General features: G+C 71.7%; 27 protein-coding genes and 1 pseudogene. 12 read left to right on the forward strand and 16 right to left on the reverse strand.

The genetic code is table 11. The features are described from left to right. Positions 1 to 44 precede the first annotated feature (44 nt). Positions 45 to 941, forward strand: coding sequence for a hypothetical protein (locus WAB14_RS01035; protein ID WP_340266526.1), 897 nt, complete (start codon positions 45 to 47; stop codon positions 939 to 941). Positions 942 to 1,327: 386 nt separating this feature from the next. Here the strand turns inward: WAB14_RS01035 and WAB14_RS01040 are convergent, their stop codons facing one another. After that, a complete protein-coding gene (locus tag WAB14_RS01040; RefSeq protein ID WP_340266528.1) occupies positions 1,328 to 1,558 on the reverse strand; it encodes a hypothetical protein in 231 nt (76 codons plus the stop codon). Between the two features lie 832 nt (positions 1,559 to 2,390). Here WAB14_RS01040 and WAB14_RS01045 point away from each other — a divergent pair. After that, positions 2,391 to 2,963, forward strand: coding sequence for a YdeI/OmpD-associated family protein (locus WAB14_RS01045; protein ID WP_340266529.1), 573 nt, complete (start codon positions 2,391 to 2,393; stop codon positions 2,961 to 2,963). Here WAB14_RS01045 and WAB14_RS01050 read toward each other — a convergent pair whose 3' ends face one another. After that, positions 2,964 to 3,515: a TetR/AcrR family transcriptional regulator gene (locus tag WAB14_RS01050; RefSeq protein ID WP_340266530.1), complete on the reverse strand. Its 552-nt coding sequence runs from the start codon at positions 3,513 to 3,515 to the stop codon at positions 2,964 to 2,966. A gap of 79 nt (positions 3,516 to 3,594) precedes the next feature. On the opposite strand from WAB14_RS01050, the gene WAB14_RS01055 reads away from it, so the two are divergent. Both WAB14_RS01055 and WAB14_RS01060 read left to right on the forward strand, forming a co-directional pair. Continuing rightward, positions 3,595 to 4,533, forward strand: coding sequence for an oxidoreductase (locus tag WAB14_RS01055; protein ID WP_340266532.1), 939 nt, complete (start codon positions 3,595 to 3,597; stop codon positions 4,531 to 4,533). Between the two features lie 39 nt (positions 4,534 to 4,572). Further along, positions 4,573 to 5,148: a dienelactone hydrolase family protein gene (locus WAB14_RS01060; RefSeq protein WP_340266533.1), complete on the forward strand. Its 576-nt coding sequence runs from the start codon at positions 4,573 to 4,575 to the stop codon at positions 5,146 to 5,148. A gap of 8 nt (positions 5,149 to 5,156) precedes the next feature. Here the strand turns inward: WAB14_RS01060 and WAB14_RS01065 are convergent, their stop codons facing one another. Together WAB14_RS01065 and WAB14_RS01070 are read right to left on the reverse strand one after the other, a co-directional pair. Then, positions 5,157 to 5,849 carry a M50 family metallopeptidase gene (locus WAB14_RS01065; RefSeq protein WP_340266534.1) on the reverse strand — a complete coding sequence of 231 codons (693 nt, stop codon included), beginning with the start codon at positions 5,847 to 5,849 and terminating at the stop codon, positions 5,157 to 5,159. Beyond that, positions 5,846 to 6,166, reverse strand: coding sequence for a hypothetical protein (locus WAB14_RS01070; protein ID WP_340266535.1), 321 nt, complete (start codon positions 6,164 to 6,166; stop codon positions 5,846 to 5,848). Before WAB14_RS01070 ends, WAB14_RS01065 begins: the two co-directional genes overlap by 4 nt. Between WAB14_RS01070 and WAB14_RS01075 the strand changes: the two genes are divergently transcribed. Beyond that, the gene (locus WAB14_RS01075) at positions 6,165 to 6,554 is read left to right on the forward strand and encodes a nucleotidyltransferase domain-containing protein (RefSeq protein WP_340266536.1); all 390 of its coding nucleotides are present in this window, start codon (positions 6,165 to 6,167) and stop codon (positions 6,552 to 6,554) included. The two genes, WAB14_RS01070 and WAB14_RS01075, sit on opposite strands and share 2 nt — an antisense overlap. Beyond that, positions 6,554 to 6,976: a type VII toxin-antitoxin system HepT family RNase toxin gene (gene hepT / locus WAB14_RS01080; RefSeq protein ID WP_340266537.1), complete on the forward strand. Its 423-nt coding sequence runs from the start codon at positions 6,554 to 6,556 to the stop codon at positions 6,974 to 6,976. Before WAB14_RS01075 ends, hepT begins: the two co-directional genes overlap by 1 nt. A 54-nt stretch (positions 6,977 to 7,030) precedes the next feature. Here the strand turns inward: hepT and WAB14_RS01085 are convergent, their stop codons facing one another. The 7 genes and pseudogenes from WAB14_RS01085 to WAB14_RS01115 form a co-directional block, all read right to left on the reverse strand. After that, positions 7,031 to 7,945 carry a trypsin-like serine protease gene (locus WAB14_RS01085; RefSeq protein ID WP_340266538.1) on the reverse strand — a complete coding sequence of 305 codons (915 nt, stop codon included), beginning with the start codon at positions 7,943 to 7,945 and terminating at the stop codon, positions 7,031 to 7,033. Between the two features lie 134 nt (positions 7,946 to 8,079). Continuing rightward, on the reverse strand, positions 8,080 to 8,529 hold the full coding sequence (arr, locus tag WAB14_RS01090) for an NAD(+)--rifampin ADP-ribosyltransferase (RefSeq protein WP_340266539.1): 450 nt from the start codon (positions 8,527 to 8,529) through the stop codon (positions 8,080 to 8,082). 4 nt (positions 8,530 to 8,533) lie between these two features. Beyond that, a complete protein-coding gene (locus tag WAB14_RS01095) occupies positions 8,534 to 8,902 on the reverse strand; it encodes a type II toxin-antitoxin system VapC family toxin (RefSeq protein ID WP_340266540.1) in 369 nt (122 codons plus the stop codon). Next, on the reverse strand, positions 8,899 to 9,141 hold the full coding sequence (locus WAB14_RS01100; protein ID WP_340266542.1) for a type II toxin-antitoxin system Phd/YefM family antitoxin: 243 nt from the start codon (positions 9,139 to 9,141) through the stop codon (positions 8,899 to 8,901). The genes WAB14_RS01095 and WAB14_RS01100 overlap by 4 nt, the downstream gene beginning before the upstream one ends. Positions 9,142 to 9,211: 70 nt before the next feature. Then, a pseudogene (locus tag WAB14_RS01105) lies at positions 9,212 to 10,122 on the reverse strand (2-hydroxyacid dehydrogenase). Positions 10,123 to 10,164: 42 nt separating this feature from the next. After that, positions 10,165 to 10,773, reverse strand: a complete 609-nt coding sequence (locus WAB14_RS01110; RefSeq protein ID WP_340266544.1) for a hypothetical protein — start codon at positions 10,771 to 10,773, stop codon at positions 10,165 to 10,167. A gap of 23 nt (positions 10,774 to 10,796) precedes the next feature. Next, complete coding sequence (locus WAB14_RS01115) at positions 10,797 to 10,967, reverse strand: hypothetical protein (protein ID WP_340266545.1); 171 nt, start codon at positions 10,965 to 10,967, stop codon at positions 10,797 to 10,799. Positions 10,968 to 11,172: 205 nt separating this feature from the next. Between WAB14_RS01115 and WAB14_RS01120 the strand changes: the two genes are divergently transcribed. Beyond that, on the forward strand, positions 11,173 to 11,769 hold the full coding sequence (locus tag WAB14_RS01120) for a hypothetical protein (protein WP_340266547.1): 597 nt from the start codon (positions 11,173 to 11,175) through the stop codon (positions 11,767 to 11,769). A 21-nt stretch (positions 11,770 to 11,790) separates the two neighbouring features. Here WAB14_RS01120 and WAB14_RS01125 read toward each other — a convergent pair whose 3' ends face one another. Together WAB14_RS01125 and WAB14_RS01130 are read right to left on the reverse strand one after the other, a co-directional pair. After that, positions 11,791 to 13,062, reverse strand: coding sequence for an ATP-binding protein (locus WAB14_RS01125; protein ID WP_340266548.1), 1,272 nt, complete (start codon positions 13,060 to 13,062; stop codon positions 11,791 to 11,793). Positions 13,063 to 13,139: 77 nt separating this feature from the next. Then, entirely contained in the window at positions 13,140 to 16,280 is a 3,141-nt protein-coding gene (locus WAB14_RS01130; protein WP_340266550.1) for a fibronectin type III domain-containing protein, read from the reverse strand. 319 nt (positions 16,281 to 16,599) lie between these two features. Here WAB14_RS01130 and WAB14_RS01135 point away from each other — a divergent pair, with 319 nt between their 5' ends. After that, on the forward strand, positions 16,600 to 17,463 hold the full coding sequence (locus WAB14_RS01135) for a plasmid pRiA4b ORF-3 family protein (protein ID WP_340266552.1): 864 nt from the start codon (positions 16,600 to 16,602) through the stop codon (positions 17,461 to 17,463). A gap of 38 nt (positions 17,464 to 17,501) precedes the next feature. Here the strand turns inward: WAB14_RS01135 and WAB14_RS01140 are convergent, their stop codons facing one another. Continuing rightward, positions 17,502 to 17,963 (reverse strand): type II toxin-antitoxin system PemK/MazF family toxin, encoded by a 462-nt coding sequence (locus WAB14_RS01140; RefSeq protein ID WP_340266553.1) that lies wholly within the window; start codon positions 17,961 to 17,963, stop codon positions 17,502 to 17,504. Beyond that, on the reverse strand, positions 17,960 to 20,107 hold the full coding sequence (locus tag WAB14_RS01145; protein WP_340266554.1) for a UvrD-helicase domain-containing protein: 2,148 nt from the start codon (positions 20,105 to 20,107) through the stop codon (positions 17,960 to 17,962). Before WAB14_RS01145 ends, WAB14_RS01140 begins: the two co-directional genes overlap by 4 nt. A 397-nt stretch (positions 20,108 to 20,504) precedes the next feature. On the opposite strand from WAB14_RS01145, the gene WAB14_RS01150 reads away from it, so the two are divergent. The 4 genes from WAB14_RS01150 to WAB14_RS01165 all read left to right on the forward strand — a co-directional run bounded on the left by WAB14_RS01150 (position 20,505) and on the right by WAB14_RS01165 (position 24,562). Continuing rightward, entirely contained in the window at positions 20,505 to 21,203 is a 699-nt protein-coding gene (locus WAB14_RS01150) for a hypothetical protein (protein ID WP_340266556.1), read from the forward strand. A 68-nt stretch (positions 21,204 to 21,271) separates the two neighbouring features. Next, positions 21,272 to 22,168: an HNH endonuclease gene (locus WAB14_RS01155; protein WP_340266558.1), complete on the forward strand. Its 897-nt coding sequence runs from the start codon at positions 21,272 to 21,274 to the stop codon at positions 22,166 to 22,168. Positions 22,169 to 22,236: 68 nt separating this feature from the next. Further along, entirely contained in the window at positions 22,237 to 24,027 is a 1,791-nt protein-coding gene (locus tag WAB14_RS01160; RefSeq protein WP_340266560.1) for a GmrSD restriction endonuclease domain-containing protein, read from the forward strand. Positions 24,028 to 24,109: 82 nt separating this feature from the next. After that, entirely contained in the window at positions 24,110 to 24,562 is a 453-nt protein-coding gene (locus WAB14_RS01165) for a hypothetical protein (protein ID WP_340266562.1), read from the forward strand. On the opposite strand, the gene drmC is transcribed toward WAB14_RS01165, so the two are convergent. Further along, entirely contained in the window at positions 24,563 to 25,270 is a 708-nt protein-coding gene (gene drmC / locus WAB14_RS01170; RefSeq protein ID WP_340266563.1) for a DISARM system phospholipase D-like protein DrmC, read from the reverse strand. Between the last annotated feature and the right edge of the window lie 8 nt (positions 25,271 to 25,278).

Below are 25,278 nucleotides of genomic sequence, written 5' to 3' on the forward strand. Positions count from 1 at the left end.
GGCGAACGCGGGACAGGGACCGTGCGTAGGAGGACGCTGATCTCGTGAGGACGACACATCGGTCGAATCACCTCGACCGTCTGTACTTCTCCCAGGACAGCTGGGCGCGCCGACGCGAACGGTGGGTAGGCCGCGCGGACCGCCAAGGCAGCTTCGCTCGGGGCAATGACGAGATCGTCCAGGAGGCCGTGGCCGACGAGGAGTCGGGCCTCCGCGTAGTGCTCAACTTGGGGGTACACGCGCTGCTCCGCTTGCTGCCTGACGGCCGCTACGTGAATCTCTACGAACGACCAGTCATTGGCGGATCGCCTCGACGACCTTCCCCGTCCCGCCGGCAAGTCGATCACTTGTTTGGGCTGGTCGGGCGGGACACGTACTTCGCGGCGGTGGCTCTCGGCGGTGCCGGGGTGCGGTTCTATGGCGAGTACTGCCTCGTGTTGCATCTCGACGAGATTGATGACGACCCGCAGATTGTCGACAGGGATTCCTACGACGTGCTCCTGCCTCCGCTTGCCGAGCAGTCGGATAAGCACGCGGTCGTCGCGGCGATCACCGGTCGGTGGCAGCGCGACCGTCATGACATCGTCGCTCTGAAGGTCCTGCCCGAGATCACGCACCTGCGCAACCTCGTCACGACCGGGACGGTCAGCGAACTGGTCCTCAAGGACCAGGAGTTCATCGAGGTGCATCTACGCCCCGGAAAGTCGGGAAGTGATGAGAGAGGCGGCTTCGGGCGGAAGCAGGTGCTCGAGGTCCGTCAGTCGCCCGACGAAGTTGCCGTCGCAGCCCGGATCGTAGAGAGGGAGCGCGCTGGCGAGGTGCTGCCTGCCGTAGACGACGAATGGATGCTCAGGAGAGAGTCCGCTGAACGCGTTCTCGCTCGCGCCGGTGTGCCCGTCCGAGTCGTCACTACCCACGGACGAGGTTATCAATGGAAGTAGCTAGGCCGCTTCCCTGGGTGATCGACGCTTGGGCCGTGCACGACGGGAAGGTCTTCGCATCCAGGCGCCCGCTTGACTCGATAGATGCGGACGTGACGGTCTTTCTGTCGGTACCGGACCTCGAGGCTGTCCCTGTGGGCAGGATCTCGACGGCTCTTCGAGCTGTGCGTAGCGGCTTCCAGGCGGGACTTCGAGATGCGGAAGGGAATGAGATCGCCTTCTCGAACCTGGGCCAGCTGCGTGCGCTTGTGAGTCGTGCCTATCTCGCTGCAGGGCTAGGCCCCGAAGCTCCTGGTGCTGTCGCCGGTCCGCTACCGGCTCCGGACAGGGGTCCGGGAGCGGGTTCGGCACTGCTTGAGTCGATGGCCCCCGAGTACCCCCCTTGGTCAGATGAGATGCACTTTCCCGGTCATGCTCCGGAGAGACTTGATCAGGCGGTGGCTCTTTATGCGGCAGCAGTGATCCTCGAGTTCGAGGAGCTGTTCTTCGACGACCTCGCTCCGTCGTTGATCCGCGGTTTCGTCCAGTTCGTCGAGGCAGTATTGGGAAGCGGTATCGTTCCTGACATCCTCTTCACCGAAGCGGTCGACTGGATGCGAGACGAAGCGGACATCCACGGTCTCGCACGATCAATACCATCGGCCACATGGCCCGCGGCTCTGGGTCAAGCCGCGGAGAACCGTGGCTGGGGCGGCTTGGCGCATGCCTGTTCTCGCATCGTTGATGCGTTCCCGCCCGGAGCCGTGACCACGCTCGGGACCAATTACGGCCACCTTGTCATCCATCGCCCAGGGGATCTTGTCAGTCTGGAGTCGCGAGGCTTGTTGGCGGTCGTCCCAGGTCCCCGTCCGACGGCTTACCGCCGTTGGCCATGCTCTCGCCTCGCCGAATTGGCGTTGATTCCTCAGATTGACTCGCGCTTCTGGGAAGGAGCGCGGACCACGCTGGATCTGGCGCCAGCGACTTTGGCGGTGGCGCTCCGTTCGCCAAGGCGGCTCGGGGTGCTGGATGGCGAGGTGTCCCCCGCTGGGGCTGCCTTCGCCCGACTCCGTCCTCGCCTTGACGCACCCTCGTGTCCGAAAGCTGCCGAGTCGGCACTACACGGCTTCATCGATGCGTGTCTGGCTGGTCGCGCGAGCGGCGAACCCGATCCCGAACCGCCCTCGCGGCCGTCGACAGATGGCTTGCGCGCGAAGCGCAGCTCTGCTCCACAGAGTGACGAAGTCCGACGGCATGACGGACCAAGTGCTCTGGCCTGAGGCATTCGTCAGCAGGGACTTGCGGCGGCCAGGCAGGCACGCACCGACGTCATTGCCGTGCGAAGCGAGTCGGCGCGCTCACACCAGGGCGCTGGGTGCGATGTGTTCCCTCTCAGTGACTCACGCGTGAACGACCCGGCGGGGTGGTGCGGCCGCGCCGGTGTCGGTGGCCCGTGGGACGGTTCTCGTCGTGGCCGAGCAGGCAGAGGACCTCGTCGTCGCCGACGTCGAGGCGTGGCGGGCGTGGCTGGCGGACAACGTCGACCTCCAGCCGGGCGTGTGGCTGGTCCTCGCGAAGAAGGGGACCACGAGCCCGACGAGCCTCACGTACCAGCAGGCGCTCGAGGAGGCGCTGTGCCAGGGCTGGATCGACGGGCAGACCAGGCGCTTCGACGACGCGACGTACAGGCAGCGCTTCACGCCACGGCGGAAGCGCAGCCTGTGGTCGCAGCGGAACGTCGGCATCGTCGCCCGGCTCGTCGAGGAGGGCCGCATGCAGCCGAACGGTCTCGCCGAGGTCGCGCGCGCGAAGGCCGACGGCCGCTGGGACGCCGCCTACGCCGGCCCCGCGACGATCGAGATGCCCGACGACCTCGCCGCCGCGCTCGCCGCCGAGCCCGCGGCGCAGCGGTTCTACGACTCCCTCGGCAAGCAGGGCCGCTTCGCCGTCATGGCGCGGGTGACGACCGCCCTCACGCCCGAGACGCGGGCGCGTCGGATCGAGCGGCTCGTCGCGGGCCTCGCGGCGGGCAAGGCGCCGTAGTCAGTCCGGTCGCAGCCCGCGCAGCACCACCCGCAGGTAGCGCTCCTGCGCGCGACCCGTCGGGTCGTCCGGCACCTGCGCGAGCACGACGGCGAGGTCCTCCGTCGTGACGTCGGGCCGCAGCGCTCCCGCGTCCTGCGCCAGCGCGAGCACCCTGCCCACAGCGGCCTCCGCGCGACGCGTCGCCGCGGTGAGCGTCTCGCCGCCTGCGCCGTCGGGGCGGAGGAGAGCCGCGGCGGCCTTCACCGCCTTGTCCGCCTGGTAGCTGCGGGCCACCTGCTGGACGAGGTCCTCGACCACCTCCCACGCCGGCGCGCCCGCCTCGAGCGCGGCGGCGCTCGCCTCGGCCCGGTCGGCGATCGCGACGACGGAGTCCTCGACCACGGCGGCGACGAGCGCCTCCTTCGTGCCGAAGTGCCGGTACAGCGTGCCGACGGCGACACCGGCCTCGGTGGCGACGTCGTCCATCCGCACGGCGGCGCCGTCCCGGGCGACGAGCCGGCGGGCGGTCTCGAGCACGCGGGTGCGGTTGCGGACGGCGTCGCTGCGCACAGGCCTCCTTGACAACATGAACCATGGTTCCGCATCCTTTTTCGGAACCAGCATTCACCTTAGTGGAAGGGACCTCACCATGGCGCGATGGACGCTCGACGACGCCCCCCGGCAGGACGGCCGGCTCGCGGTCGTCACCGGAGGCAACGACGGACTCGGCCTCGAGACCGCCCTCAGCCTCGCGACGCTCGGCGCCCGCGTCGTGCTCGCGTGCCGCACGACCGCGAAGGGCGAGGCGGCCGCGACCCGCATCCGCGAGCGGGTGCCCGGTGCGGACGTCACCGTCCGCCGGCTCGACCTCGCCTCCCTCGCGAGCGTCGAGGCGTTCGCCGCCGACCTGCTGCGCGACGAGCCGCGCCTCGACCTGCTCATCGACAACGCCGGCATCATGGCCGTCGACGAGGGGCGGACCGAGGACGGCTTCGAGCTCCAGCTCGGCACCAACCACCTCGGCCACTTCGCCCTCACCCTGCGGCTGCTGCCTGCGCTGCTCGCGACGCCCGGGTCGCGGGTCGCGACGATATCGAGCGTGGGGCACCGGCGGGGCCGGCTCGCGCTCGACGACCTCATGGGGGACGTGCGCGGCTACGACCGCTGGCGGGCGTACTTCCAGTCGAAGCTCGCGAACCTCCTCTTCACCGCCGAGCTGCAGCGTCGCCTTGCCGCCGTGGGGGCCGGCACCATCGCCGTCGCGGCGCACCCCGGTGGCTCCCGGACGGACCTCGGCACCGAGGGGACGGGCCTCAGCAACCGGTTGTCGACCGCGGTGGCGGCCGTCCTCACGCAGTCCGCGCGGGTCGGGGCCCTGCCGATGCTGCGTGCGGCGGTCGCGCCGGACGTCGTGGGCGGGGAGTACTACGGCCCGCGCCTCGGCCTGGTCGGCCACCCGGTCCGCGAGACGCCGTCGCGGCGGGCGAGGGACGCCGACGACGCCGCGGCGCTGTGGGAGGCGTCGGAGCGGCTGACCGGCGTGACGTGGGCCGCCGTGGTCCCGCCCGCCCGGGACCTCGCGCGCTGACGGGGTGGGTGTCCGGGCTCGGCGCTAGCGTGCGGCGGCATGACGCACGTGCTGCTGTTCCACCACGCCCTCGGGCTGACGCCCGGCCTGCTCGGCTTCGCCGACACGCTGCGCGCGGACGGCCACGAGGTCACGACGCCCGACCTGTTCGACGGCCGGACGTTCGCGACCGTGGAGGAGGGCGTCGCCTTCGCCTCCGAGGCCGGGTTCGGCGCGCTCACGGAGCGGGGGGTGCGGGCGGCCGACGACCTGCCGGACGACCTCGTGTACGCCGGGGTGTCGCTCGGCGTCATGCCCGCGCAGCAGCTCGCGCAGACCCGGGCCGGTGCCCGCGGGGCGCTGCTCCTCGAGGCGGCCGTACCGACCTCCGAGTTCGGTGCCTGGCCCGTCGGGCTGCCGGTGCAGGTGCACGGCATGGACGCCGACCCGTACTTCGCCGAGGAGGACCTGCCCGCCGCGCGGGCCCTCGTCGAGGAGGCCGGGTCGGCCGGCGAGCTGTTCCTCTACCCGGGCGGCGGGCACCTGTTCCTCGACCCGTCGTCGCCGGCGTACGACGCGACGGCCGCCGAGCTCGCGACCGAGCGCATCCGCGGGTTCCTCCGCGCTCTGTCCTGACAGCAGCGTCACGGCAGCAGCAGGACGGCACCGAGCACCGCGCCGCCGACCGTCACCGCGAGGAGGAGCAGCAGCCACAGCAACCGCGGGACGCCGGTGACGCTCGCGAGCTGCGCGGGGTCCGACCGGGGGTCGCGGCGCGCGGAGCCGCCGAACAGCTCGAGCACCGTCCGCGGGGCGGTGAGCAGCAGCGTCCACACGAGCAGCAGCGCCACCCAGCCGACGACCGTCGGCGGCAGGAACCAGCTCGCGGCCGCGACGGCCCCACCGAGTGCGAGGAGGACGAGCAGCCCGTAGAGGTTGCCGACGGCGAGCACGAGCACCGTCGCGGCGAGCACGAGCGCCCACAGCAGTCCCGCGGCGTACCCGGCGGCCACGGCGGCGGCACCCGCGACGCCGACGACCGACGGCGCGGGATAGCCCGCGAGCAGCGTCGCGACCATGCCCGGTCCGCTCGGGCGACCGCGCGAGAGCGTGACGCCGGACGCGTCGGCGTGCAGCCGGATGCCGCTGACCCGGCGTCCGACGCACACGGCGACGACCGCGTGACCGGCCTCGTGGACGACCGTCACCGCCTGCCGAACGAGGGGCACCTGCGCGAGCGCGAGGGCGACTCCGGCGACGACGAGGACCACGACCAGGCCGGGCGGTGCCGCGGCCGTGAGGGCGTCGGACCAGATCTCACGCAGGGCGTCGGTCACGGGACCGAGGGTGCCGCGGCGAGACGGAACACGTACGCGAAGGCGTCCCGTGTGTACGCGATACCGCGCCCGCTGCGCCGGATGGCAGCGACCGGCTCGATGTCAGGGTCGAGCGCCGCCACGCTCGCGTCGCCGTGGCTCGCGTTGGCGAGCAGGAGCCCGCCGGGTGCGAGGTAGGCCCGGCAGGCGTCCCAGACGAGTCCCGCGTACAGCGAGACGACGGGGTCAGCTGCTGCGGCGGTAGCCCGCCCACTCTCGCTCTCGACGCGTCTGTCGATCGGCCCGATGGTCGTCCGCGTGCGTAGTCTCGTGCTCATGATGGCCGCGGAGGCAGTGCCGCTTCCGGAAGAGTTGTCGCTGGACGACCTCCGGGCCCACCTCCGTGACTCGGGTGCCGTTTTCGCTTTCCTGCACGGGAGTCGGGTCGCCGGCGCTTTCCGTGTCGATTCCGACGTCGACGTCGCCGCCTGGTTCGGGCGCTCGGTCGCCTCGTGGGAGGTGCCGATGCCGCCTGCCGTGGACCTCCTGGTCCTCGATGACGCGGGTCTCGAGCTGTCCGGTCGGGTGGCGCAGTACGGGGTGCTGCTACTCGACGACGACCCACCGGCACGCGTCGCGTGGCAGGCGGACCGGTCCAAGCGATACCTCGACGAGGCGCACCGTCGCCGCGATCTCACCGACACGGTCTTCGGTCGGGCCCGCTGATGGTCGACGAGGTCCGACTCGCGCGCTTGCTGCAGCGGCTCGGTGAGCAGGTCTCGCACCTGCGCGCACGCGCGTCCGAGGATCCCGACGAGTTGCTGCGCGACGAAGCGCGCCTGTCGGGTACCAAGTACCGCTTCGTCACCGCTGTCGAGGCCGTCCTCGACGTGTCGCACCACCTGCTCGCCTCGGAGCTGTGGGGACCGGCGGACAACTCGGCCGCGGCAGTGGGCCTCCTCGCCCGACACGGGGTTCTCGACAGCTCCCTGGCCCAGCGCCTGGCGGGAGCTACAGGCTTCCGCAACGTTCTCGTCCACGGCTACGCAGAAGTCGACGACAGCCGGGTCGTGGCGAACCTGGCTCACCTGGCGGACTTTGACGACTTCGCCGAGCAGGTCCGCGCCTGGGCGGCGTCCACGCGCTGAACAGCGGCGGCTGCCCAGCCGGCCCGGAAGCCGAGCCGGCTGGGCAGCTGCGCGTCAGGGGGCGGTGACCCCGAACGTCGCGAGCCACGCCAGGTCGTCGGCCTGGTCGACGCGGTACGCGCCGTCGCTGCCGGTGCAGGTCGGGTTGATGCCGAACGACGTCACCGCGACGATCACGTGGCTCGTGTCGCCGGCGAGGACGGGGCCGCCGGAGTCGCCGGAGCACGTGCCGCCGGTCGTGTTCGTGCCCTGGTTGTTGGAGAACTTCGCCGACGTGCCCTTGCCGTAGCCGAAGACGCCGTTGAGGTTGACGAGCTTCTGCGTGGCCTTGCGGCGGGTGTCGCCGCCGGACGCGGTGAGCGGTCCCGACTCCTCCAGGCCGTAGCCGACCGGCTCGTACGTCCGGCCCTTCACCCGCGCGAGCCGGTCGAGCAGGCCCACCTCCGGCAGGACACCGAAGCCGTCCGAGGTCGCGTAGTCCGGCGCGGGCTCGTCGAGCACGAGGACCCCGAGGTCGTGGAGGACGAAGTTCCCGTCGTCGTACTCGGGGTGGTGGTAGGCGGTGGCGGACCGCCAGTCGGGGTCGGCGTCGAGGACGGCGGACCACGCGTCGTAGCGCTCGTCGTTGCCGTCGGGCACGAAGGTGCTGCTGGGCGGCAGGGCCGAGTAGTCCGGCGCCTCGAGGAAGTTGATCCAGACGTCGGTGCCGCCGGTGCTGCTGAGCGCGCCGTCCGGCAGCGTCGTCGGCTCGCCGTCGGTCCCGATGCCGTACACGCAGTGCCCGGCCGTGAGGACCGTCGTCTCGTCGAGGAGCGTGCCGGTGCAGGTGAACCAGCCGCCCGGGTCGTCGAAGCGGGAGTCGACGGCATCGGGCACGTAGTACAGGAGCTGCCCGACGTACGGGTGCTCGCCGTCGTCCGGCACGCCGTTGACGATGGCCGCGGCGGGCAGGCTGGGGACGAGGAGCACGGCGGTGGCCGTGAGCGCTCCGACGACAGTGCGCTTTATGCATCAGTCCTTCGGGTTGTCGACGTCGAGGTCGTGCGGTGGCAGGACCGTACGTGCCGACCCGACACAACGGAAGAAACTGCGCCTGACGGCCTTCAGTCCTCGATGATGTCGCGGCCCTCCGCTCGCAGCCGGGCGAGGCTGTCGAGCATCCCCTGCAGCACCTCCGGGTCGTGCCCCTGCCAGTCGGTCACTTCGCCGACGACGCGGAGCGCGTGCCGGGTGCGGTACGACCGGGTCGGGTTGCCGGGAAACCTCTTGTTCGTGACGTTGGGGTCGTCCTCGAACGGGCCCGTCGGCTCGACCAGGTAGACGTAGCCGCGGTGCTCGTCGCCCGCGAGGGCGGTCGACAGCTCCGCGCCCCACACGGCGGTCTCGAGCGCCGCCGCGAAGTAGACGTGGTTCGAGATGCGACCGGCCTGGAAGTTCGACCCGCGGCCGGGGACGAGGTCGACGCCGACGGCGACCTCGTACCGCGTGCCGTGGAAGAACGGGCCCTCGATGTGCGCGCAGGAGTCGTACGTGACCGGGACGTCGGCCGTCACCGGGTCACCAGGCCGTCGGGACGCCGTAGCGGCGGAGCGCATCGTCCTTGGTGACGAGCACGAGGTCCTCCAGTCGCGCCTGCGCCACGAGCATCCGGTCGAACGGGTCACGGTGGTGCAGGGCCAGGTGCGCGGCGGCGGTCGCGTGCTCGGCCGTGACAGGCAGCACGTCCACGCCGAGACGACGCGCCGCCTCCGCGAGCGGCGGGGCGCCAAGGCGTCCGGCGGCACGCTTGATCTCGGCCTCCCAGACCGACGCGGCGGACAGCACCAGGCTGTCGGCCCGGTCGATGAGCGCCCGGGCGCTCGGGACGAGGCGCTCGTCCCCGGCCGCCAGCCAGAGGAAGGCGTGCGTGTCGAGCAGCAGCCTCACGACCGTGGGATCCCGAAGAGATCGGCCAGCTCCGGGTCGTCGTCGTTCCAGTCGCCGGGGTCGTCGAACTCGGCGGCCAGCAGTCCGAACCGGTCGCTCTCGGGCTCGGGTGCCCGCACCGGCACGAGCCGTGCCACTGCCCGGCCGCCGCGCGTGACGACCACGTGACCGCCGGCCTCGACCTCACGGAGGAGCTCCGACAACCGTGTCTTCGCCTCGTGCACTCCCACCTCGGTCACACGACCAGGTTAGGCGGCTGCGGCTCGTAGGACAACCAATCTGGTTGTCCGCCGACGCTGATGCGTTCGCTCAGTACGTCGCGCCGACGGTGTTCGTCGGCCGCTCTCCACGCGCGACCATGAGCAGCTGGTCGCGGGCCACCGCCCACGCGCGCTCGCCCGAGCCGTCGGTGTGCCCGCCGACGTGCGGGGTGAGCAGCAGGCCGGGCGCGTCCCACAGCGGGTGGTCGGCGGGGAGGGGCTCGGGGTCGGTGACGTCGAGCCCGGCCACGAGGCGCCCGGCCTGCAGCTCGGCGAGGAGCGCGTCGGTGTCGACGACGGGTCCCCGGGAGCCGTTGACGAGGCGGCGCCGTCCTTCATGCGCGCGAGGAACGCCGCGTCGACGAGGCCGCGCGTCGCGTCGGTGAGCGGGAGGACGAGGACGACCGCGTCGGCGTCCGGCAGCAGGTCCGGCAGCTCGTCGACGCCCCGGACCCCGTCGCGGGCGGTGCGGGCGACGAGGGTGATGGTGCAGCCGAAGCCGTCGAGCCGCCGGCGGGTCTGCTCGCCGAGGTCGCCGGCCCCGACGACCAGCACGTGCGCGCCCTGCAGGCCGGGGGAACGGACCTCGGTCCACTCGTGCCGGTCCTGCTGCCGGACGAAGCCGGGGATGCCGCGGCGCAGCGCGAGCAGCACGGTGACGGCCCACTCCGCGGTCGAGCCGCCGTGGGCGCCGCGGCCGTTGACGAGCGTCACGCCCTCGGGCAGCTTCCCGAGCCACGCCTCGACCCCGGCGGCGAGGATCTGGACGACCTCCACGCCCGGCACGCCGCGTACGACGTCGAGGACGCCGTCGGTCGACTCACCCGCGGCGACGACCGCGCGGGCGGAGTCCGGCCACGTGCTGCGGTCGGCGGCGTCGACGAGGACGGGATCCAGCTCGTCGGTGGCGGAGAGGGCGTCGAGGCCCTGCTGGGTGAAGACGACGACGGGCGTGGGCACCGGACGACCGTAGGGCGAGCGCGAGTGCCCGGCACCTGCCGGTCAGCGGGGCCGGGCGAAGTCCTCGATCGGTCGGCCCGTGGCGCGAGCCTCCTGGGCGTCGGCGAGCGACACCTCGAACCACTGCGACGGAAGGGTGTGGGTGTAGCGGGCGAAGACGGTGCCGGCTCCGGGGTCGTAGAAGTCCGCCTCCCACGGTCGGGCGCCGAGCGCAGCCGCGTAGTCGCGCAGCATCGGCACGGTGAGGCGGTCGGTGACCCGGCGCTCTCGGTACGTCTCGGGTCGCTCGAACGACTGGACCGGTCCGGCGTCGAGGAACTCCCACCGGGAGGAGTCCGTGCGGCGCACCGCGACCGTGCGGCCCTCGAACCGGCAATCCTCCTCGACGGGCCCGGCGAGGGTGAGCTGCCGGTGTCCGTGGTAGCCGGTGTCGGTCGCGGAGACGTGGGTGTGGGGCTGGGCGATGACGACGAGGCACGTCCGCCCCCGCGAGGCGAACACCGCCAGCGGTGAGTTGTGGTCGAGGCCTCGGAAGCGGTTGTCGAGGACGAGGGTCCACGGTCGACCCGTGGGGCTCGTGCCGCGCGTCGGCAGGAACAGGAAGCGGGTGCCGCTGGGCCCTGCCAGGGTTCCAGCGCGAGCAGCGCCCACTCGGTGTCGTGGGCGTCGACCGGTTAGAACGTCATGTCGTAGCCCTGCGGCGCCATCGCGGACTGGCGCACCTCGGCCCACTGGGCGGCCAGCTCGGCGGCCGTTCCCTCGACGAGGAGAAGCGCGGCCGTGAGGGGAAGGAGCCGGCCGCCGAGCAGGAGGAGCTCCGCGTCGCGGTCGGTGGCGCGGCTCAAGGTGACGAGGGAACCACGCGTCCCGCCGCAGCCGGGGCCTTCGCCCGCGGGCACCCCCCAGATGTCATGGGGACCGGCGATCCCAGGTGCCCTCGGCTGCCGTTCCCCTCGTCGTCGGGATACCGCCCGCGCGGTCGGGAAGTCGAGGCTGTCGGCGGACACACCACACCTGCCGGACGTCCCGGCGCCTATCCGAGGAGAGACCATGCGTCGCCACCTGCCCACCGTGACCGCCACCGTCACCGCCGCTGCCACTGCCGCCCTCGCCGGCTTCGTGCTGGCCGCGAGCGCACCCGCGCTCGCCCACGACGGCCACGACCACGACGATCCCGTCACCCGGCCCGCTGCGAGCGCGGCGCACAGCCGTGCGGGCGCGGGTGCCGAGCTCGCCCGGATGCGGCGCGACCTCGCCCGCTACACCGACGTCGAGGTCGCCCTCGCCGACGGCTACGTCCCCGTCAGCCCGTGCGAGGTGTCGCCCGAGGGAGGCATGGGCGTGCACTACCTCAACCCCGCGCTCGTCGGGAGCACGGACCCCCTCGCGCCCGCGGTCCTGCTGTACGAGCCCACCGCCGACGGCGGTGCCCGGCTCCTCGGCGCCGAGTGGTTCGCCGTCGACGCCGACCAGGACCTCGCGACAGACGACGACCGCCCGTCCCTGCTCGGCCGGGCCTTCGACGGGCCGATGCTCGGCCACAGCCCGGACATGCCGGTCCACTACGACCTGCACGTGTGGCTGTTCGAGCCGAACCCGTCCGGGGTCTTCGCCGCGTGGAACCCGCGGGTGGACTGCCAGGGCTGAGCCGAGCAGGTGCGTCGTCGCCTACGGGCCCACGAGAGCGAGCGGAACGACCCCGATGCCGTCCGCGCGCCGGTAGGCGGCCGGTCCGGTCGTGAGGACGACCGCGTCGAGGAGGTCCTCGCCGAGCCGGTTCCGGAGCCAGGTCAGGTGCCGCACGTCACGGTCGCTCAACGCGGCGGCGAGCTTCACCTCGCACGCGACGACCTTGCCGTCGTCACGGACCACCACGAGGTCGACCTCGTGGTCGCCGTCGCGGGTCCGCAGGTGCCCGACCGTCGCCTCCGCAGCCTGCGCCGCCACCCGCACGCACAGGGTCGCGAGCGACTCGAAGAGGTGGCCGAGCAGCGTGCCGTCGCGTGGGCTCAGCACGTCACCCTCCCCGGCGAGGAGCGTGTCCGTGGTGGCGCCGAGCAGCCGTGCCGCCAGCGCCGGGTCGGCGAGGTGGTGCTTGGGTGCCTGCTGCAGCCGCGCCGGCGGACTGCGGGTCGGGGACCACCCGGGGACCGGGTCGAGCAGCCACAGGGTGGTGAGGGCGTCGCGATACGACATGCCGGTCGTCTTGGCGGGTTTGTCGCTCTCGCCGGGCGTGGCGGCGTCGAGGATCCGGTTGTAGCTGCTCGTCGTCGAGGTGGCGGCGGCGTAGGCCCGCAGCCAGCCGAGCAGGACGTCCGGCTTGCGGACGAGGAGACCGTTCTCGGGCACGTCCCGGTCGACGACGCCCCGCACGTAGCCGTCGAGCTGCGCCCGCCGCGCTCGCGGCGGCAGGTCGCGGATGCCCGGGAAGCCGGAACGGAGGATCTCGTCGACGTACGTCGGCAGCGCGACCCCGGTCTCGCCCTCGAGGGCCGGCTGACCGCCGGCGAGGAGCCTGCGGAGGCTGACCGACGGCGTCTCCACCAGTCGCTCGGTCAGCGTCATCGGCCGGATGCGGAGCCGCACGATCCGACCGGCACCGGAGTGCGCGGTCGCGCCCGGCCGTGGGCTAGCGCTGCCCGTGAGAAGGAACTGACCGGGGGTGGGGTCCCGGTCCACCTGGCGGCGCACGACGTCCCAGACCTCCGGGACGAGCTGCCACTCGTCGATGAGGACGGGCGGTTCCGCACGGAGGACGGCGGCTGGGTCGGCCTCGAGGATCCGCCGGCGTGCGAGCGAGTCGAGCCGGAACTGTGATGCGGCGCGCCGCTCTGCGGTCTCCGTCTTCCCCGCGCCCTTCGCGCCGTCCAAGGCGATGGCCGCCAGCCCCGGGAGCAGGTCGTCGAGCTCGTCGTCGACGGTCCTGCGGAGGTAGGGCACGGCGTCGACAGTACCGTCAGCGGACAGTGAAGACTACCGTTAGCGGATTCCGAATCCTACCGTTTGCGGCGTCGAGGTCAGGTCCAGCGCACCGTCCGCGAGGCGCTCGTGCCGGTCACGTACCCCGGCTTCGGGACAGCCACCACCCGGTACGTCAGCGTCGTCGCGGACGACGACCGCGAGCGGCTCACCGTGAACCGGTACGCGCTCGCGCTCGACAGCTTCTGCTCCGCCACCGTCGACCACCCGCTGCTCGTCCTCGTCTGCAGGCGCACGGTGCGCCCGGCGTGGTCGGGCGCCACCCTGCCGCCGATCGTGACGGTGCTGCCGCGCGGCGCCGACGTCGCGCTCGCCGTCGCGGTCACGGCTGCCCGCACGTCGAGCACGCGCGCCGCGGACACGGAGCCGTGCCGACCCGCGCCGCCCGGGAACAGGACCCGGTATTCCGTGCCGGCTGAGGGTCGGTGGACGAGGCGCGCCTGCCCGCTCACCGTCGTGGCGGTGGCCACCGTCGACCACGTTCCCGAGGAGCCCTTGGCCCGCGACTGGAGGGACACCGCGACGCCGTTGACGGGGCTGCCGTCGCCCAGCTGCAGGCGCGCGGTGTGGACGACGGTCTGCGAGGTCCCGTACGTGATGGCCGTGACCGCTGCGCCGTCCACGCTCGTGGACACGCTACTGCGCGTGCCGCGGAACTGGACCAGCTGTCCGGAGCTGGTGTTGCCGAGGCGGTCGCGCGTGCACACCGTGAACGAGTACGACGCTCCCGGCTTCACCCGCTGCCTCGTCGAGGTGCCGGTGCCGCGGTACACGACAGTCGTGCCGGGCGCCTCCGTGCAGCCCGGTCTCGACAGGCCCGTCCGCCGGGTCACGATGACTCCCGCGAGATCCGGGTCGGCGGGCAGCGTCCAGCGCAACGTCACGGAGCCCACGGCGTAGCCGGTGGTGCCGAAGGTGACGGGGCCGGGTGGGACGGTGTCCCGGGGCACCGCCCAGGCACTGCGCAGCGAGGGGTCGCCACGTCCGCGGTCGCTGAGCGCGGTAACGGTGTAGTGGGCCGCCACGTCGTTCGGAGCCTGCAGCACGATGCTGCGCTGGGTGGCCGGCACCTCGGTCGTGCGGCGCCCGTCCCGGTCGCGGACGACGTAGCCGCTGATCTCGGAGCCGCGCGCGTCGGGTGCATTCCACGAGACCGTCACACGCCCGTCACCCGGCACGACGCGCACGGCGGGCGGGGCGGCCGGCCGTTCGGCCCGGAGCGTGTACCGGTGGACGGTGACGTCGTGCAGCAGGTTGCTAAGCGATAGGACCTCACCGCTCGGGTCGGCGTAGATCGCGCCCGGGAAGGGGTCGACCGTCCCCTCGACGCGCCGCGCGGCCCGGCCCACCGCGGGGTCGATCTCGGAGAACTGTCCCTGGAGGGTGTACAGCCGCAGCGTGTCGCCGGTGCTCACCCACACCCAGTCGGCCGGGTGGGTGAGGAGCTGCTGCGGTGCCCAGTCGAGCCCCACGGGCAGCTGTGTCGGGGACTCCTGCCCGCTCGTCGGGTCGAACAGCGTCGCGGTGGTAGCCCCGGGCACCGCGAGGAGCAGACGGCCGTCGCGCAGCGGCGCGACGCGCTCCGGCACGCTCGACAGGCCCGCGACGGTCGAGAACGTCGACGTCGCGAGGTCGAGCACCTCGAGGGGCCCGTCGCCGATGGTGAAGTACACGCGCTTCGTCGCCCTGTCGTACTCCCAGACCCGCGCGGCCGGGCGTGTGGCGGCGTCCGGCCACGGCACCGTCGACCAGGTCCCGGTGGAGTCTCGTCGGCGCACGACGCACGTCTCGTGGTCCCGACACACGAGCCCGACCACGTCGCCGGGCACGGCGAACGACGCCCGCCACCAGACGGTCGACGGCCACCCCAGGCCGCCGGCGGCATCCGCGGCGGTCGCGGTGACGACGACGCGTCGCGTGCTGGTGATGTTGTCGCGGTGGACGATGCGCGCGTCGACCGTGCTGACGATGCCCACCTCGCCGTACATCGCGAGCTGGAGGTCGTGCGCGCTGCCCGGCAGGTAGGCGCGGTGCGCCTCCGTGCCGGTCGGGGACCCCTGCTGCGTCGTGGCGTCCTCCCCGCGTCCGACGACGACCGCGCCCGGACTGCCGGCGTCGGACCCGTCGGGACGGAAGGCACGGATTGACCACTGGCACGCCACGAGCACCCGACCGCTCTCCCAGAGCGGCCGGGGCCGGTTCGAGCAGCCGGTCCGGTCACCGCCCCGCCAGGTCGGCGAGACCGTCCGGAGCGTCGCGCCGCCTGCCGGTCCGGAGACCACGCGCACGCGCAGCACGTCCCGGGGGCTGAGGTCGAGCAGCGCGATCCGGCCGGTGGCGTCGACGTCGATGCCGAGCGGCTGCATGGAGGCGCCGAGCGCCGGGCCGTCCGGGCGGTCCTCGCCCGCCGGCCAGGCGCCGGTTGTGCCGGCCACGAGGACCGGGCTGCTGCCGGGACGGTGCCGGTAGACGCCGGCGCCGTACGCCTCGTAGAGCGTGCCGTCGGGCGCCTCCGCGAAGTGGCCGCCCTGCCGTGCGACGAGAGTGGTGAACGGGCTTGTCGGCGTCCACCCCGGCTCCAGGAGCGCGACGCGGGGAGCGCTCGCGTCGTTGAGGTGGACGACGAGCGAACCGTCGCGCCGGACGAGCAGCGGCTGGGTGCCGCCGTTCACCTGTGGTACGTAGTGGACGGACATCAGGTGGGTGACCGGGTCGATCCTCACCATCCGGCTGGTGACATCGAGCCAGAGGGCCCCGTCGGGAGTCGCCCACATGGCGGCGGGGGAGGGGAGCGCCGCGTCCCGGGCGTGCACGCCTGCGAAACCACTCAGCAGGTCGCTGTCGCCGCGCCGGCCGTTGCCGAAGACGTCGGAGACCGTGCCGTCGGGGGTGCGGACGCGGATCTGGTGCGAGGCGAAGTCGTACCACCCGATCTCGCCGCGGGGCAGGCGCACGACCGTGCTCGAGCCGGGGCGGGTGAGGGCGTCCGTACCGGGTCCGTCGTCCCCCACACCGCCGCCGGCGACGTGCACCGCTCGGTGCCCGGTCGCCGCGACGGCGTCGGTCGCCGGCGTGGACGCCGTCAGGGTGACGCCGACGAGGAGCGCGACGAGCAGCGCTCCGACCGCGCGGCGGGCCCGCGTTCCGCGCAGCAGAGGACGACGCGGAACCGCTGCCATGGAACCCCCTCGGCCCCGCGGCGCGGGTCGGCTCAGTGTGCACCGTCGCCGCGGGTCGGGGAAGGGTTTCGGGTCGACGACCACCCTGGGAGGCGCCCGTGCCGTCGGCCCACGGCGGTGCGTCCGACCGTGCTCGTACCGTGGCCGCCGTGACCCATACCCCGGACCAGGACGAGCGCCGCCGGCTGGCCCGGCAGTGGCTGCAGCGTCTCGACCAGGCGGACCTCGCCGACCTCGCCGCGACCGCACGGGAGGGCGCCTGCACGAGGCGTTGCGGGCGGTCGCGAACCGGCCGCGGCACCCGCGTCGGGAGACGCCGGTGCGTTACCGGGTCCGCGCGGAGCTCGCCGAGGTGACGCAGCCGGTGTGGCGTGGGCTCGAGCTGCCGTCGGACCTCGCGCTCGACGAGGTCCACCACGTCCTCCAGGGCGCATTCGGCTGGCACGGCTACCACCTGCACCGCTTCGCGATCGGCGAGCCGTTCGACGAGACCGCCGAGGTGTACCTCTGCCCGTTCTTGGTCGACGAGGGCGAGGCGGTCGGCATCGACGCCCGCGACGTGCGGCTCGACGAGCTGCTCGGCGAGCGGGGCGAGTCCTGCCACTACGCCTACGACTACGGCGACGGCTGGGAGGTCGAGCTCCGCCTCGAGCAGGTGCTCGACGGCCCGGCGGACGGCACGCGACGGGTGCGGTGCCTCGACGGTGCGGGTGCACCTCCGCCGGAGGACTGCGGCGGACCCCCGGGGTTCGACGACATCGTGGTGGAGCGCGAGTACGACGGCCGACCGTTCGACCCCGATGAGTTCGACGCCGACGACACGACCCGCGCCATCGACGCCTCCCTGCGGCTGTCGTCGGGCACCCGACGCGCGGTGCGCCTCGAGCGCTACCAGTGGCTGCTCGACCGGGTGGGGGACACGGGGCTGCCGCTGACCGCGGCCGGGTACCTCAAGCCCGTCGACGTCCGCGCCGCCTTCGACGCGTGGGGCCTGGAGACGGAGTGGATCGGCGCCGGCAACCGGGAGGACCTCACGTGGCCCGTGGCGGAGGTGCGGGAGGGCGCGATGGCGCTCGGTCTGCTGCGCCGGTACAAGGGCCGGCTGCTGTGCTCGCGGCTCGGGAAGCAGGCGCGAGCCGACCGGGCGGTCCTCGAGGCGCAGGTGGCGCGACTCGTCGAGTAGGCGCCGAGGCTCGTCCCGCTCGACGGGCGCGCGGTGCGCTACAGGCCGATCGTCTTGCGGACGGACGTGGGACACGGACCGGCGTAGCGCCGCAGCCGGTGCGGGTCGAGGACGATGCGGCGGTCGGTCCGGAGCCAGCTGATGCCGCCGGTTCCCGCCCAGCCGTGGCGGGGGACCTCCACCCACCCGCGGCGGCCGGACTTGTCGGTGCTCGTGATGGAGAGGACCACGGTCCGCAGGCCGTGGGTCTCGACGACGAGGCACGGCCGGTCCTTGCTGCCGGTGCCGTCCTCGAACGGCACGTCCGCCCACCAGATGTCACCGACGGCGGGCTGGCGCGTGCGTCGGCCCCGACGCCGGGTGGGCCGCCGGGTGGGGCGCCGGGACTGTCGCCTCGTGACCGCCCACAGCAGCACGACGACGAGACCGGCCGCGACGGCCAGCACCGTCGGGTCGACCTCGTCGAGGAACGCCGGGGACGCGGCGGCTGACGCGGTCACCGCGGCATCGTGGCGGACCGACCGGACGCCGGGCCGACGACACGACCGCACCACAGCGTGTCCCGGGCCCGGGTCAGCGCCACGTGGAGGCGGCGCTGCCACTCCTCTGCCCGTTCCGCGTACGCGTCGTCGCTCTCCGCCGACCGGCGCGGTGGCATGGGGTGGGTGTCGAGCACGGCGACGTGGGCGAACTCGAGGCCCTTGGCGCGGTGCACGGTGCCGACCTTGACCGCGTCGACGGGCCGGCCGTCGTATTCCTGCAGGGAGACGGCGTGGAGCCCTGCCGCACGGACCAGTCGCAGCCACCGCTCGGCGTCCCGGTTGCCGGGCACGAGGACCGCGCAGTCGCCGGCCCGGGCGCCCGCGTGGATGGCATCGACCAGACGTGAGAGGAGCGCCTGGTCGAGCGCGGCGGGGCTGGCCGCCTCGACGGCGTGCACCGCCCCGCCTAGGCGCGTCGTCACCGGCGGCACCTCGCCGTTCGGCGTCTCCGTCACGTCCGCGTCGAGGTCGACCGCCTGTGCCGGCAACCGGCTCACGTGCTCGAGGATCGCCGCCGCGTTGCGGTAGTTGCGGCCGAGCCGGACCGAGCGGCCGACCACGTCGACGCCGGCGTCCTTCAGCCGGAAGCCGCCCGGGTACAGCGCCTGGGTGCTGTCACCCACGAGGAGGAGGCCGTCGGTGCGGTCGCCGACCGCGGCGTGGAGCAGCTGGACCCCGACGAGCGTGAGGTCCTGGACCTCGTCGACGACGACCGCCGTGTACGGCTGCTCCAGCGGTTCCGTGCGGAGCTCGTCCCGGGCTAGGCGAAGGACGTCGGCGAAGTCGTGACGGCCCGTTGCGGCGAGCGCGTCCTGGTAGGAGCAGTACAGGTCCCACACGGCCTCGCGGTGCTCCAGGCGCAGGGGCGTGCGACGCCCGATCCGGTCGAGAGCGGCGTAGTCCTCGAAGCGGTTGATGCCGCGTCCCTTGATGACGTGGTCGATCTCCTCGCGCCAGTAGCTCGGTACGACCGCGACGGTGGCGAGGACGCTCCTGCGACCGACCGAGGTCCACGCCCGACCGAAGGCGACCTCGGCGCGGTCGGCGTCGAGCCTGGGCCGGACCCCGCGCTCCCGAAGCAGCCCTCGGGCCCAGCCGTGGACGCTCTGCGCTTCGACGGTCCCGCCGGTGCCGTCGCCGAGTCGGTGGACGAGCGTCGCGAGGACCACGGGCAGGGTGCGGACGAAGGAGGTGAGCAGCACCCGCGCCCCGGGTCGGCGCGCGGCGAGGGCGGCCCGGTGGAGAGCGACAACCGTCTTGCCCGTGCCGGCAGGCCCGGCCAGGCGGGCCGGTCCGTTGAACGTGCGGGTGACGAGCGGCGCCTGGTCGGGGTGCAGCCACGTCATCCACTGCTCGATCGGCGCGGCGGTCGCCGCGGCCCGGTCGGCGGCGGCGATCTCCGCGGCGTCGAAGAGGTCGGCGGTCTCCGGCGCCGGGCGGGTGCGGGGCTTCGGCGGGCTGACGACCGTCCGGGACGCGCGACGGCCGGACGTGGTGTGCGGCGGGAAGCTCGCGTCGAGCAGCCGGACGACCCGGTCGACGTCGCGCCGGGCGAGCCGGCGACCACGCCGCAGCAACCACGGGGCCACCTCGGCCTCGCCGACGACGACGACACCGGCGACGTCGGTGGCCGGGAGCCGGTGACCGGACAGGACGGCGGCAGTGGCGACGGCCGTGGGCGCGTACCCGAGGTCCGACAGGGCATCGACGACGAGAGGGACCGCGCTCGCGCTGCGCGCCGTCAGGGTGTCGGTCTCGTCCTCGTCGCCGCGGAAGAGGCGGTCACCGGCGATGCGGGGTTCCGCCCAACGCTTGACGTCGACAACCACGACGCCGCCCGGCCCGACGAGGAGCAGGTCGACGTTGCCAGCGGAACGTGGCCACTGCCGGTCCGCGAGCACCCGCCACCCGTACACCTCGAGGGACAACAGAGTCGCGGCGACGGACACCTCGGCGCGGCTGGCGGCCTCGAGCCGTGTCGCCCGGTCGAGCAGCGCCTCGCGCTCGCGGGCGCACTCCTCGGCGAGCTCACGGCAGGCCGCTGCGTCCGCGCGCAGCGAACCGCCCGCGGTCGCGAGCACGTCGTCGGTCGTGCCGGTCATCGATCATCACCCCGGTAGACCATCGGTCAGCGGGGGCGCCCGCTGCAGTCGTCGAGCGCTACCTCCGTCGACTTGGAGACGAGGGCACCCGACCAAGGTCGCGCGACGCGTCACCAGTCGTCCGACGAGTCGTCGTCGAAAGGGTCCAGCGGATCCGTCCAGGTGTCGTCCTGACCGTCCGCGCCTTCCGGTTCGAGGTCGTCTCGCGAGCAGAGGTCGTTCGCGAGGTTGTCGTCGTCACGAGCGCCACACGCGGTACTACCGCGACAGTGCGCGGCTGGCGCTCGAGCATGCAGTTGCCGCCCACACCGCACGCACCAGTCTGCCGACGCAGCGGTGTTCCGCCGTCTCGCACCAGGTGGAGAAGGACGAACGGTTCTGGGTGGCGTCGGCGCTCATGACGCTGTTCCACCACGACGACCGCCTTGGCCGCTTCGCGCAGCTGCTCGAGCGTGCCTTCGACGGACGAGTGCCGGACGGCTGGGAGGGCTGGCGCGACGCGCTGGGCGACCCTGACCGGCTGGAGCTCTTCTTCGAGGTGAACCTGCCCTCGCCGCCCTCGTACAAGGAGGGTCTGGCTCACCGACTCGACCGCGTCGCCATTCTGCCGTGGGTGCGCGCTCGTGGCGTCGCGAGCCGCAACCTCGAGGGGGCCACGAAGCTCGACGCGTTGCTGCTCGCGTCGACGGGCGTCGCGGTCGCGTTCGAGGCGAAGGTGCTGTCCGACCTGTCGAAGGACACCCACTACGACGCGACGCGCAACCAGCTCGCCCGCATCGTCGACGTCGTACTCGAGCCCAACCGCGGACTGCTGTCTGGCCTGGACGAACGTGACCCGGAGCAGACGTACGTCGTGCTGCTGACGCCGGAGCTCTTCCGATCACAGCCACGGTCGCGGCTGTACGGGCATCTGTTCCACGAGTACCGCAGCAACCCGACTGCCCTCCGGGAGGACCTGCCGCACCGTGATGCCGCGACGATCGAAAAGATGAGCGAGCGTCTCGGCTGGGCGACATGGGAGGAGTGTGAGGACGTCGTCACCGGCGCGTGTCGGTGGCTATCGGCGGAGGTTCCGGCGCCTCGCGACGGCAGGTAGGAGTCTGCCGGACGCTCGCGATCGACGGGATGCGCCGTGTCACCCCTTTCGTGCGGCAAGCTGGCTCGGTGACGACGCCCGACGGAATTCGCGATCAGGCGTTGGAGTGGCTCCGACGGGTGACGTTCGACGGCGAGGTCCCCGTCACGCGTGAGCAACTGACCAACGACTTCTCCGTCGACGGCGTGCGCTTTCCTCTCGTCGACACAGGCCGCGGCATCCGCAAGCCCGCTGGCTGGGACGCGGCACTGTCCATCCTCACCGCCGTCGCCAAGGGTGGCGTGCGCCCGTACGAGGACGACATCGGGTCGGATGGCCTGCACCGCTACAAGCTGCGCCGGGACTCCGGCGGGTCGAGTGAGAACCGCGGTCTGCGGCGCGCGATGGAGCGCCGTCTGCCGCTCATGTGGTTCATCGGTCTACAGCCGGGTGTCTTCCAGGCGATCGCCCCCATCTACCTCATCGCCGAGGAGCAGGAGCAGGAGCAGTTCGTCCTGGCGCCAACCGACGAGCTGCTCGTCACGCCTGGCTCCGTCATCGAAGAGGCCACGCGTCGCTACCTGGTGACCCAGACGCGCCGACGGCTGCACCAGCGCGTCTTCGCCGGTCGAGTGATGCTCGCCTACGACGAGCACTGCGCGGTGTGCTCGCTGCACCACCGACGCCTGCTCGACGCGGCGCACATCACCCCGGACACCCATGAGCACGGGCTCCCAGTGGTCACCAACGGCCTGGCGCTGTGCAAGATCCACCATGCCGCCTTCGACAGCAACGTCCTCGGCGTCACGCCGGACTACGAGGTGCGGATCTCGCAGCGTCTCCTCGACGAAGTCGACGGCCCCATGCTCCGGCACGGGTTGCAGGAGCACCACGGCAAGCCGCTCATGCACGTGCCCCGGGTGCGGTCGCAGCGGCCGGACCCGGATCGCCTCCAGGCGAGGTTCGAGGGCTTCTCGGCCGCGTGACCACCGCGAAGGCGCCTGAGCCGACCGAACCGGTCACCCGTGTCCGGTGTCGCTGGTAGACACCCCATATGGCGAAGTACCGCGTGACCCAGTCGGCCGTGACTCAGCTCCTCGAGGACGTGAAGCGGGATCACATCGCCATCCCGGAGCTCCAGCGGCCGTTCGTCTGGGACAGCGTCAAGGTCCGTGACCTCATGGACTCCCTCTACAAGGGCTATCCCGTGGGTTACCTCATCACGTGGCAGTCGGTGGGAGCACACCTGAAGGGCGGCCGAACGGCGGCGCACCAGCAGATCCTCATCGATGGCCAGCAGCGAATCACTGCCCTCAGAGCTGCGGTGGCCGGGCTGAAGGTGATCGACAAGCGGTACCGGTCCGCGCGCATCCGGATCGCCTTCAATCCCGTGGCCGAGGAGTTCGCGACGCTCACGCCTGTCATCGATAAGGACAGCGCCTGGATCAGTGATATCAGCGAGCTCTTCAACTCGTCGTCGACTTTCCGCTTCATCAGCGAGTACTTCGAGGCGAACCCTCAGATCGATCGGGGGAGTGTAGAAGCAAGCCTCGCACGCCTGGAGGCCGTCAAGAACGCCCAGATTGGGATCATCGCGCTCGACGACGACCTGGATGTCGAGACCGTGTCCGAAATCTTCATCCGGATCAACAGCAAGGGCGTACCCCTGTCGAGCGCGGACTTCGCTATGTCGAAGATCGCGACCTACGGAGACCGAGGCCGCAACCTCCGCAAGCTGATCGACTACTTCTGCCACCTGGCCGTGGCGCCGCACGCCTACTCCGACATCGCCGAGAACGACGCTGAGTTCGTGGCTAGCGGCCACCTCAAGTCGATCGCCTGGCTGAAGGATGACTCGGAGGACCTATACGACCCGGCTTACGGTGACGTGATCCGAGTGGTCGGACTGGTCGGCTTCAGCCGGGGCAAGGCGTCGTCGATCGTCAGTGAGCTCTCCGGCCGCGATCCCGAGACACGTCGGGTCGACGAGGCTCGCGTCCCACTCGCCTACGACCGCTTGGAGGCGGCTCTGGGGGAAGTGGTGCGGAAGTACCACTTTGAGAACTTCATCATGATCATCAAGTCCGCGGGGTTCATCTCACAAGACCTCATCGGCTCGAAGAACGCCCTGAACTTCGCCTACGCACTGTACCTGCGCCTGCGTGAGGACGACTCAATGACGGAGGGCGAACGTAAGCGGATCGTCCGGCGCTGGTACGTGATGTCGACGCTTACGGCGCGTCACTCCGGCAGCTTCGAGTCGACGTGGGAGCAGGACATCCGCCGCATCAGCTCGCTGGGTGCGGCCGCCTACTTGAAGCAGATCGAGGAGTCGGAGCTCACCGACGGGTTCTGGACCGTGGCCCTACCGGCGAATCTGGAGACCACGAGCACGAGCAGCCCCTACTTCCAGGCCTTCGTCGCCGCACAGGTGGCTGCTGGGGCTAGGGGCTTCCTCTCAAAGTCCATCACGGTTGCTGCCATGCACGAGCAGTCAGGCGACATCCACCACATCGTGCCGAAAGACTACCTGCAGAAGAACGGCTTTCCCGACCGGCGCGACTACAACCAGGTGGCCAACCTGGCCTTGACCGAGACGTCCATCAACATCAGCATCTCCAACTCGCCGCCCGCGCAATACATGGCCCGGGTACGGCAGCAGATCGAAGAGTCCCGCTTGGTGCTCGGGGAGATTGTCGATGGCGGCGACTTGATGGCAAACCTCCGGGAAAATGCGGTCCCAGACGACATCGAGGCTGTCACCGCGGCTTCGTACCCAGGGTTCCTCGAGCGGCGACGACGCCTGATGGCTGCTGCGATCCGGCGTCACTTCGAGTCGCTGTGATGGCGGCCCCGTTTCCTGCGTGCTCACGTTACTCGCATGGTGCGGTTGCGACACAAATGGACATAGGGCTGGAGTCGGTCGCATGCGCATAGTCTGGGCCGGACAGGATGGCGACGACGGCGACGTGTACGACTTCACGCTGGTGCTTGCGCAGATAGAGGAGTGTCTTCTCGCGGTTCAGAAGGCCGCGGGCATAGACGTTGGTCTTTCCGTGCAGCCGCAAGCGTGCTTGGAAGTCTACATCCGCCGTCGTGGCATACGCGAGGAGGACGGCCCGGAGCTGGACGCGTTGCGTTACCTCATTGCGGCTCGCGAAACACTTCGGCGCGGTCGAGCTGTCATCAACGGCTACTCCCATGGAGGCGACGTTCATACTCTGGCGATTGGACCTGACGTGGCAGCCGCTCCAGAGTACGGCGTCGAGCCTGACCCGTACTTCGACAACGATTGTGCCTCGGCTCGCCAACTCTTCACGCTCGCAGCCCAGATGACCCGCGAGGTGCCGACGCTAGGCCTTCCGGCGTCCGATACCTAGCTAACTGGGCACTACTTTATACAGTCTCTCCTCAGCCCGTCGAAGTTCCCGCTCGACCGAGGCTGCAATGCCGGGGTTATCGATAGTGATGCCGAGTTCGACGTTGCCGTACTCGGCGCTCCACGAAAAGTTGGCGCTGGTGACCACGAGGAACCGGTGGTCTACGCACACTAGCTTCGCATGATTTCGCACTGCCTTGCCCTCAAACGGTCGCGTCTGGAGCACCACCCCCGGCCGCAAGTTCTTTGAGATCTCTGACGAGCTAGGCCCTGACGATCCGTCGCTCGCTCGCGCATCGACGTAGACGCGGAGATCGATCTCCGGTCGACCCGCCGCCGCGCGGAGGCCTTCCCATAGTCCCGACGTCTCCTGGAAGTTGAACGTCGAGCAGACGATTGAGGTTCTTGCGCCGGCCACGAGCCGCACGATCGACGTCGTCAGTGGACTGGTTTGAGCCAAGTGCCCGGGCATTGTCCACAGCGTCCCGATGTCCGTGTCCGCGTCTCGCGCGCCGGCGATGGCCCGCAGGACGACCGCGAGCGTCTGAGGGTCGTGCCGCAACCCGGCGTCGGATGCAAGCCGGGTCACCTCGGGTCGGCGTGCCGGGCCGATGGCAGCGAGTGCACCTGTGAAGCTTTCGCCTGCGACCAGCCTTGCGGCGACTGAATCGGCCTCCGAGACGGTGAGGAACGCACCGAGCGCCCGCACCGCAGTCG

The sequence above is a fragment of the Aquipuribacter nitratireducens genome, assembly GCF_037860835.1.
GTDB lineage: Bacteria > Actinomycetota > Actinomycetes > Actinomycetales > JBBAYJ01 > Aquipuribacter > Aquipuribacter nitratireducens.

What these genes read in the sequence shown, in the direction of transcription:
- WAB14_RS01055 (WP_340266532.1), top strand. Translation starts at nt 3,595, where the DNA reads ATGGCGCGATGGACGCTCGACGACGCCCCCCGGCAGGACGGCCGGCTC.
- WAB14_RS01060 (WP_340266533.1), top strand. Translation starts at nt 4,573, where the DNA reads ATGACGCACGTGCTGCTGTTCCACCACGCCCTCGGGCTGACGCCCGGC.
- WAB14_RS01075 (WP_340266536.1), top strand. Translation starts at nt 6,165, where the DNA reads ATGATGGCCGCGGAGGCAGTGCCGCTTCCGGAAGAGTTGTCGCTGGAC.
- WAB14_RS01070 (WP_340266535.1), bottom strand. Translation starts at nt 6,166, where the DNA reads ATGAGCACGAGACTACGCACGCGGACGACCATCGGGCCGATCGACAGA.
- hepT (WP_340266537.1), top strand. Translation starts at nt 6,554, where the DNA reads ATGGTCGACGAGGTCCGACTCGCGCGCTTGCTGCAGCGGCTCGGTGAG.
- WAB14_RS01120 (WP_340266547.1), top strand. Translation starts at nt 11,173, where the DNA reads ATGCGTCGCCACCTGCCCACCGTGACCGCCACCGTCACCGCCGCTGCC.
- WAB14_RS01130 (WP_340266550.1), bottom strand. Translation starts at nt 16,280, where the DNA reads ATGGCAGCGGTTCCGCGTCGTCCTCTGCTGCGCGGAACGCGGGCCCGC.
- WAB14_RS01145 (WP_340266554.1), bottom strand. Translation starts at nt 20,107, where the DNA reads ATGACCGGCACGACCGACGACGTGCTCGCGACCGCGGGCGGTTCGCTG.
- WAB14_RS01150 (WP_340266556.1), top strand. Translation starts at nt 20,505, where the DNA reads ATGACGCTGTTCCACCACGACGACCGCCTTGGCCGCTTCGCGCAGCTG.
- WAB14_RS01160 (WP_340266560.1), top strand. Translation starts at nt 22,237, where the DNA reads ATGGCGAAGTACCGCGTGACCCAGTCGGCCGTGACTCAGCTCCTCGAG.
- WAB14_RS01165 (WP_340266562.1), top strand. Translation starts at nt 24,110, where the DNA reads ATGCGCATAGTCTGGGCCGGACAGGATGGCGACGACGGCGACGTGTAC.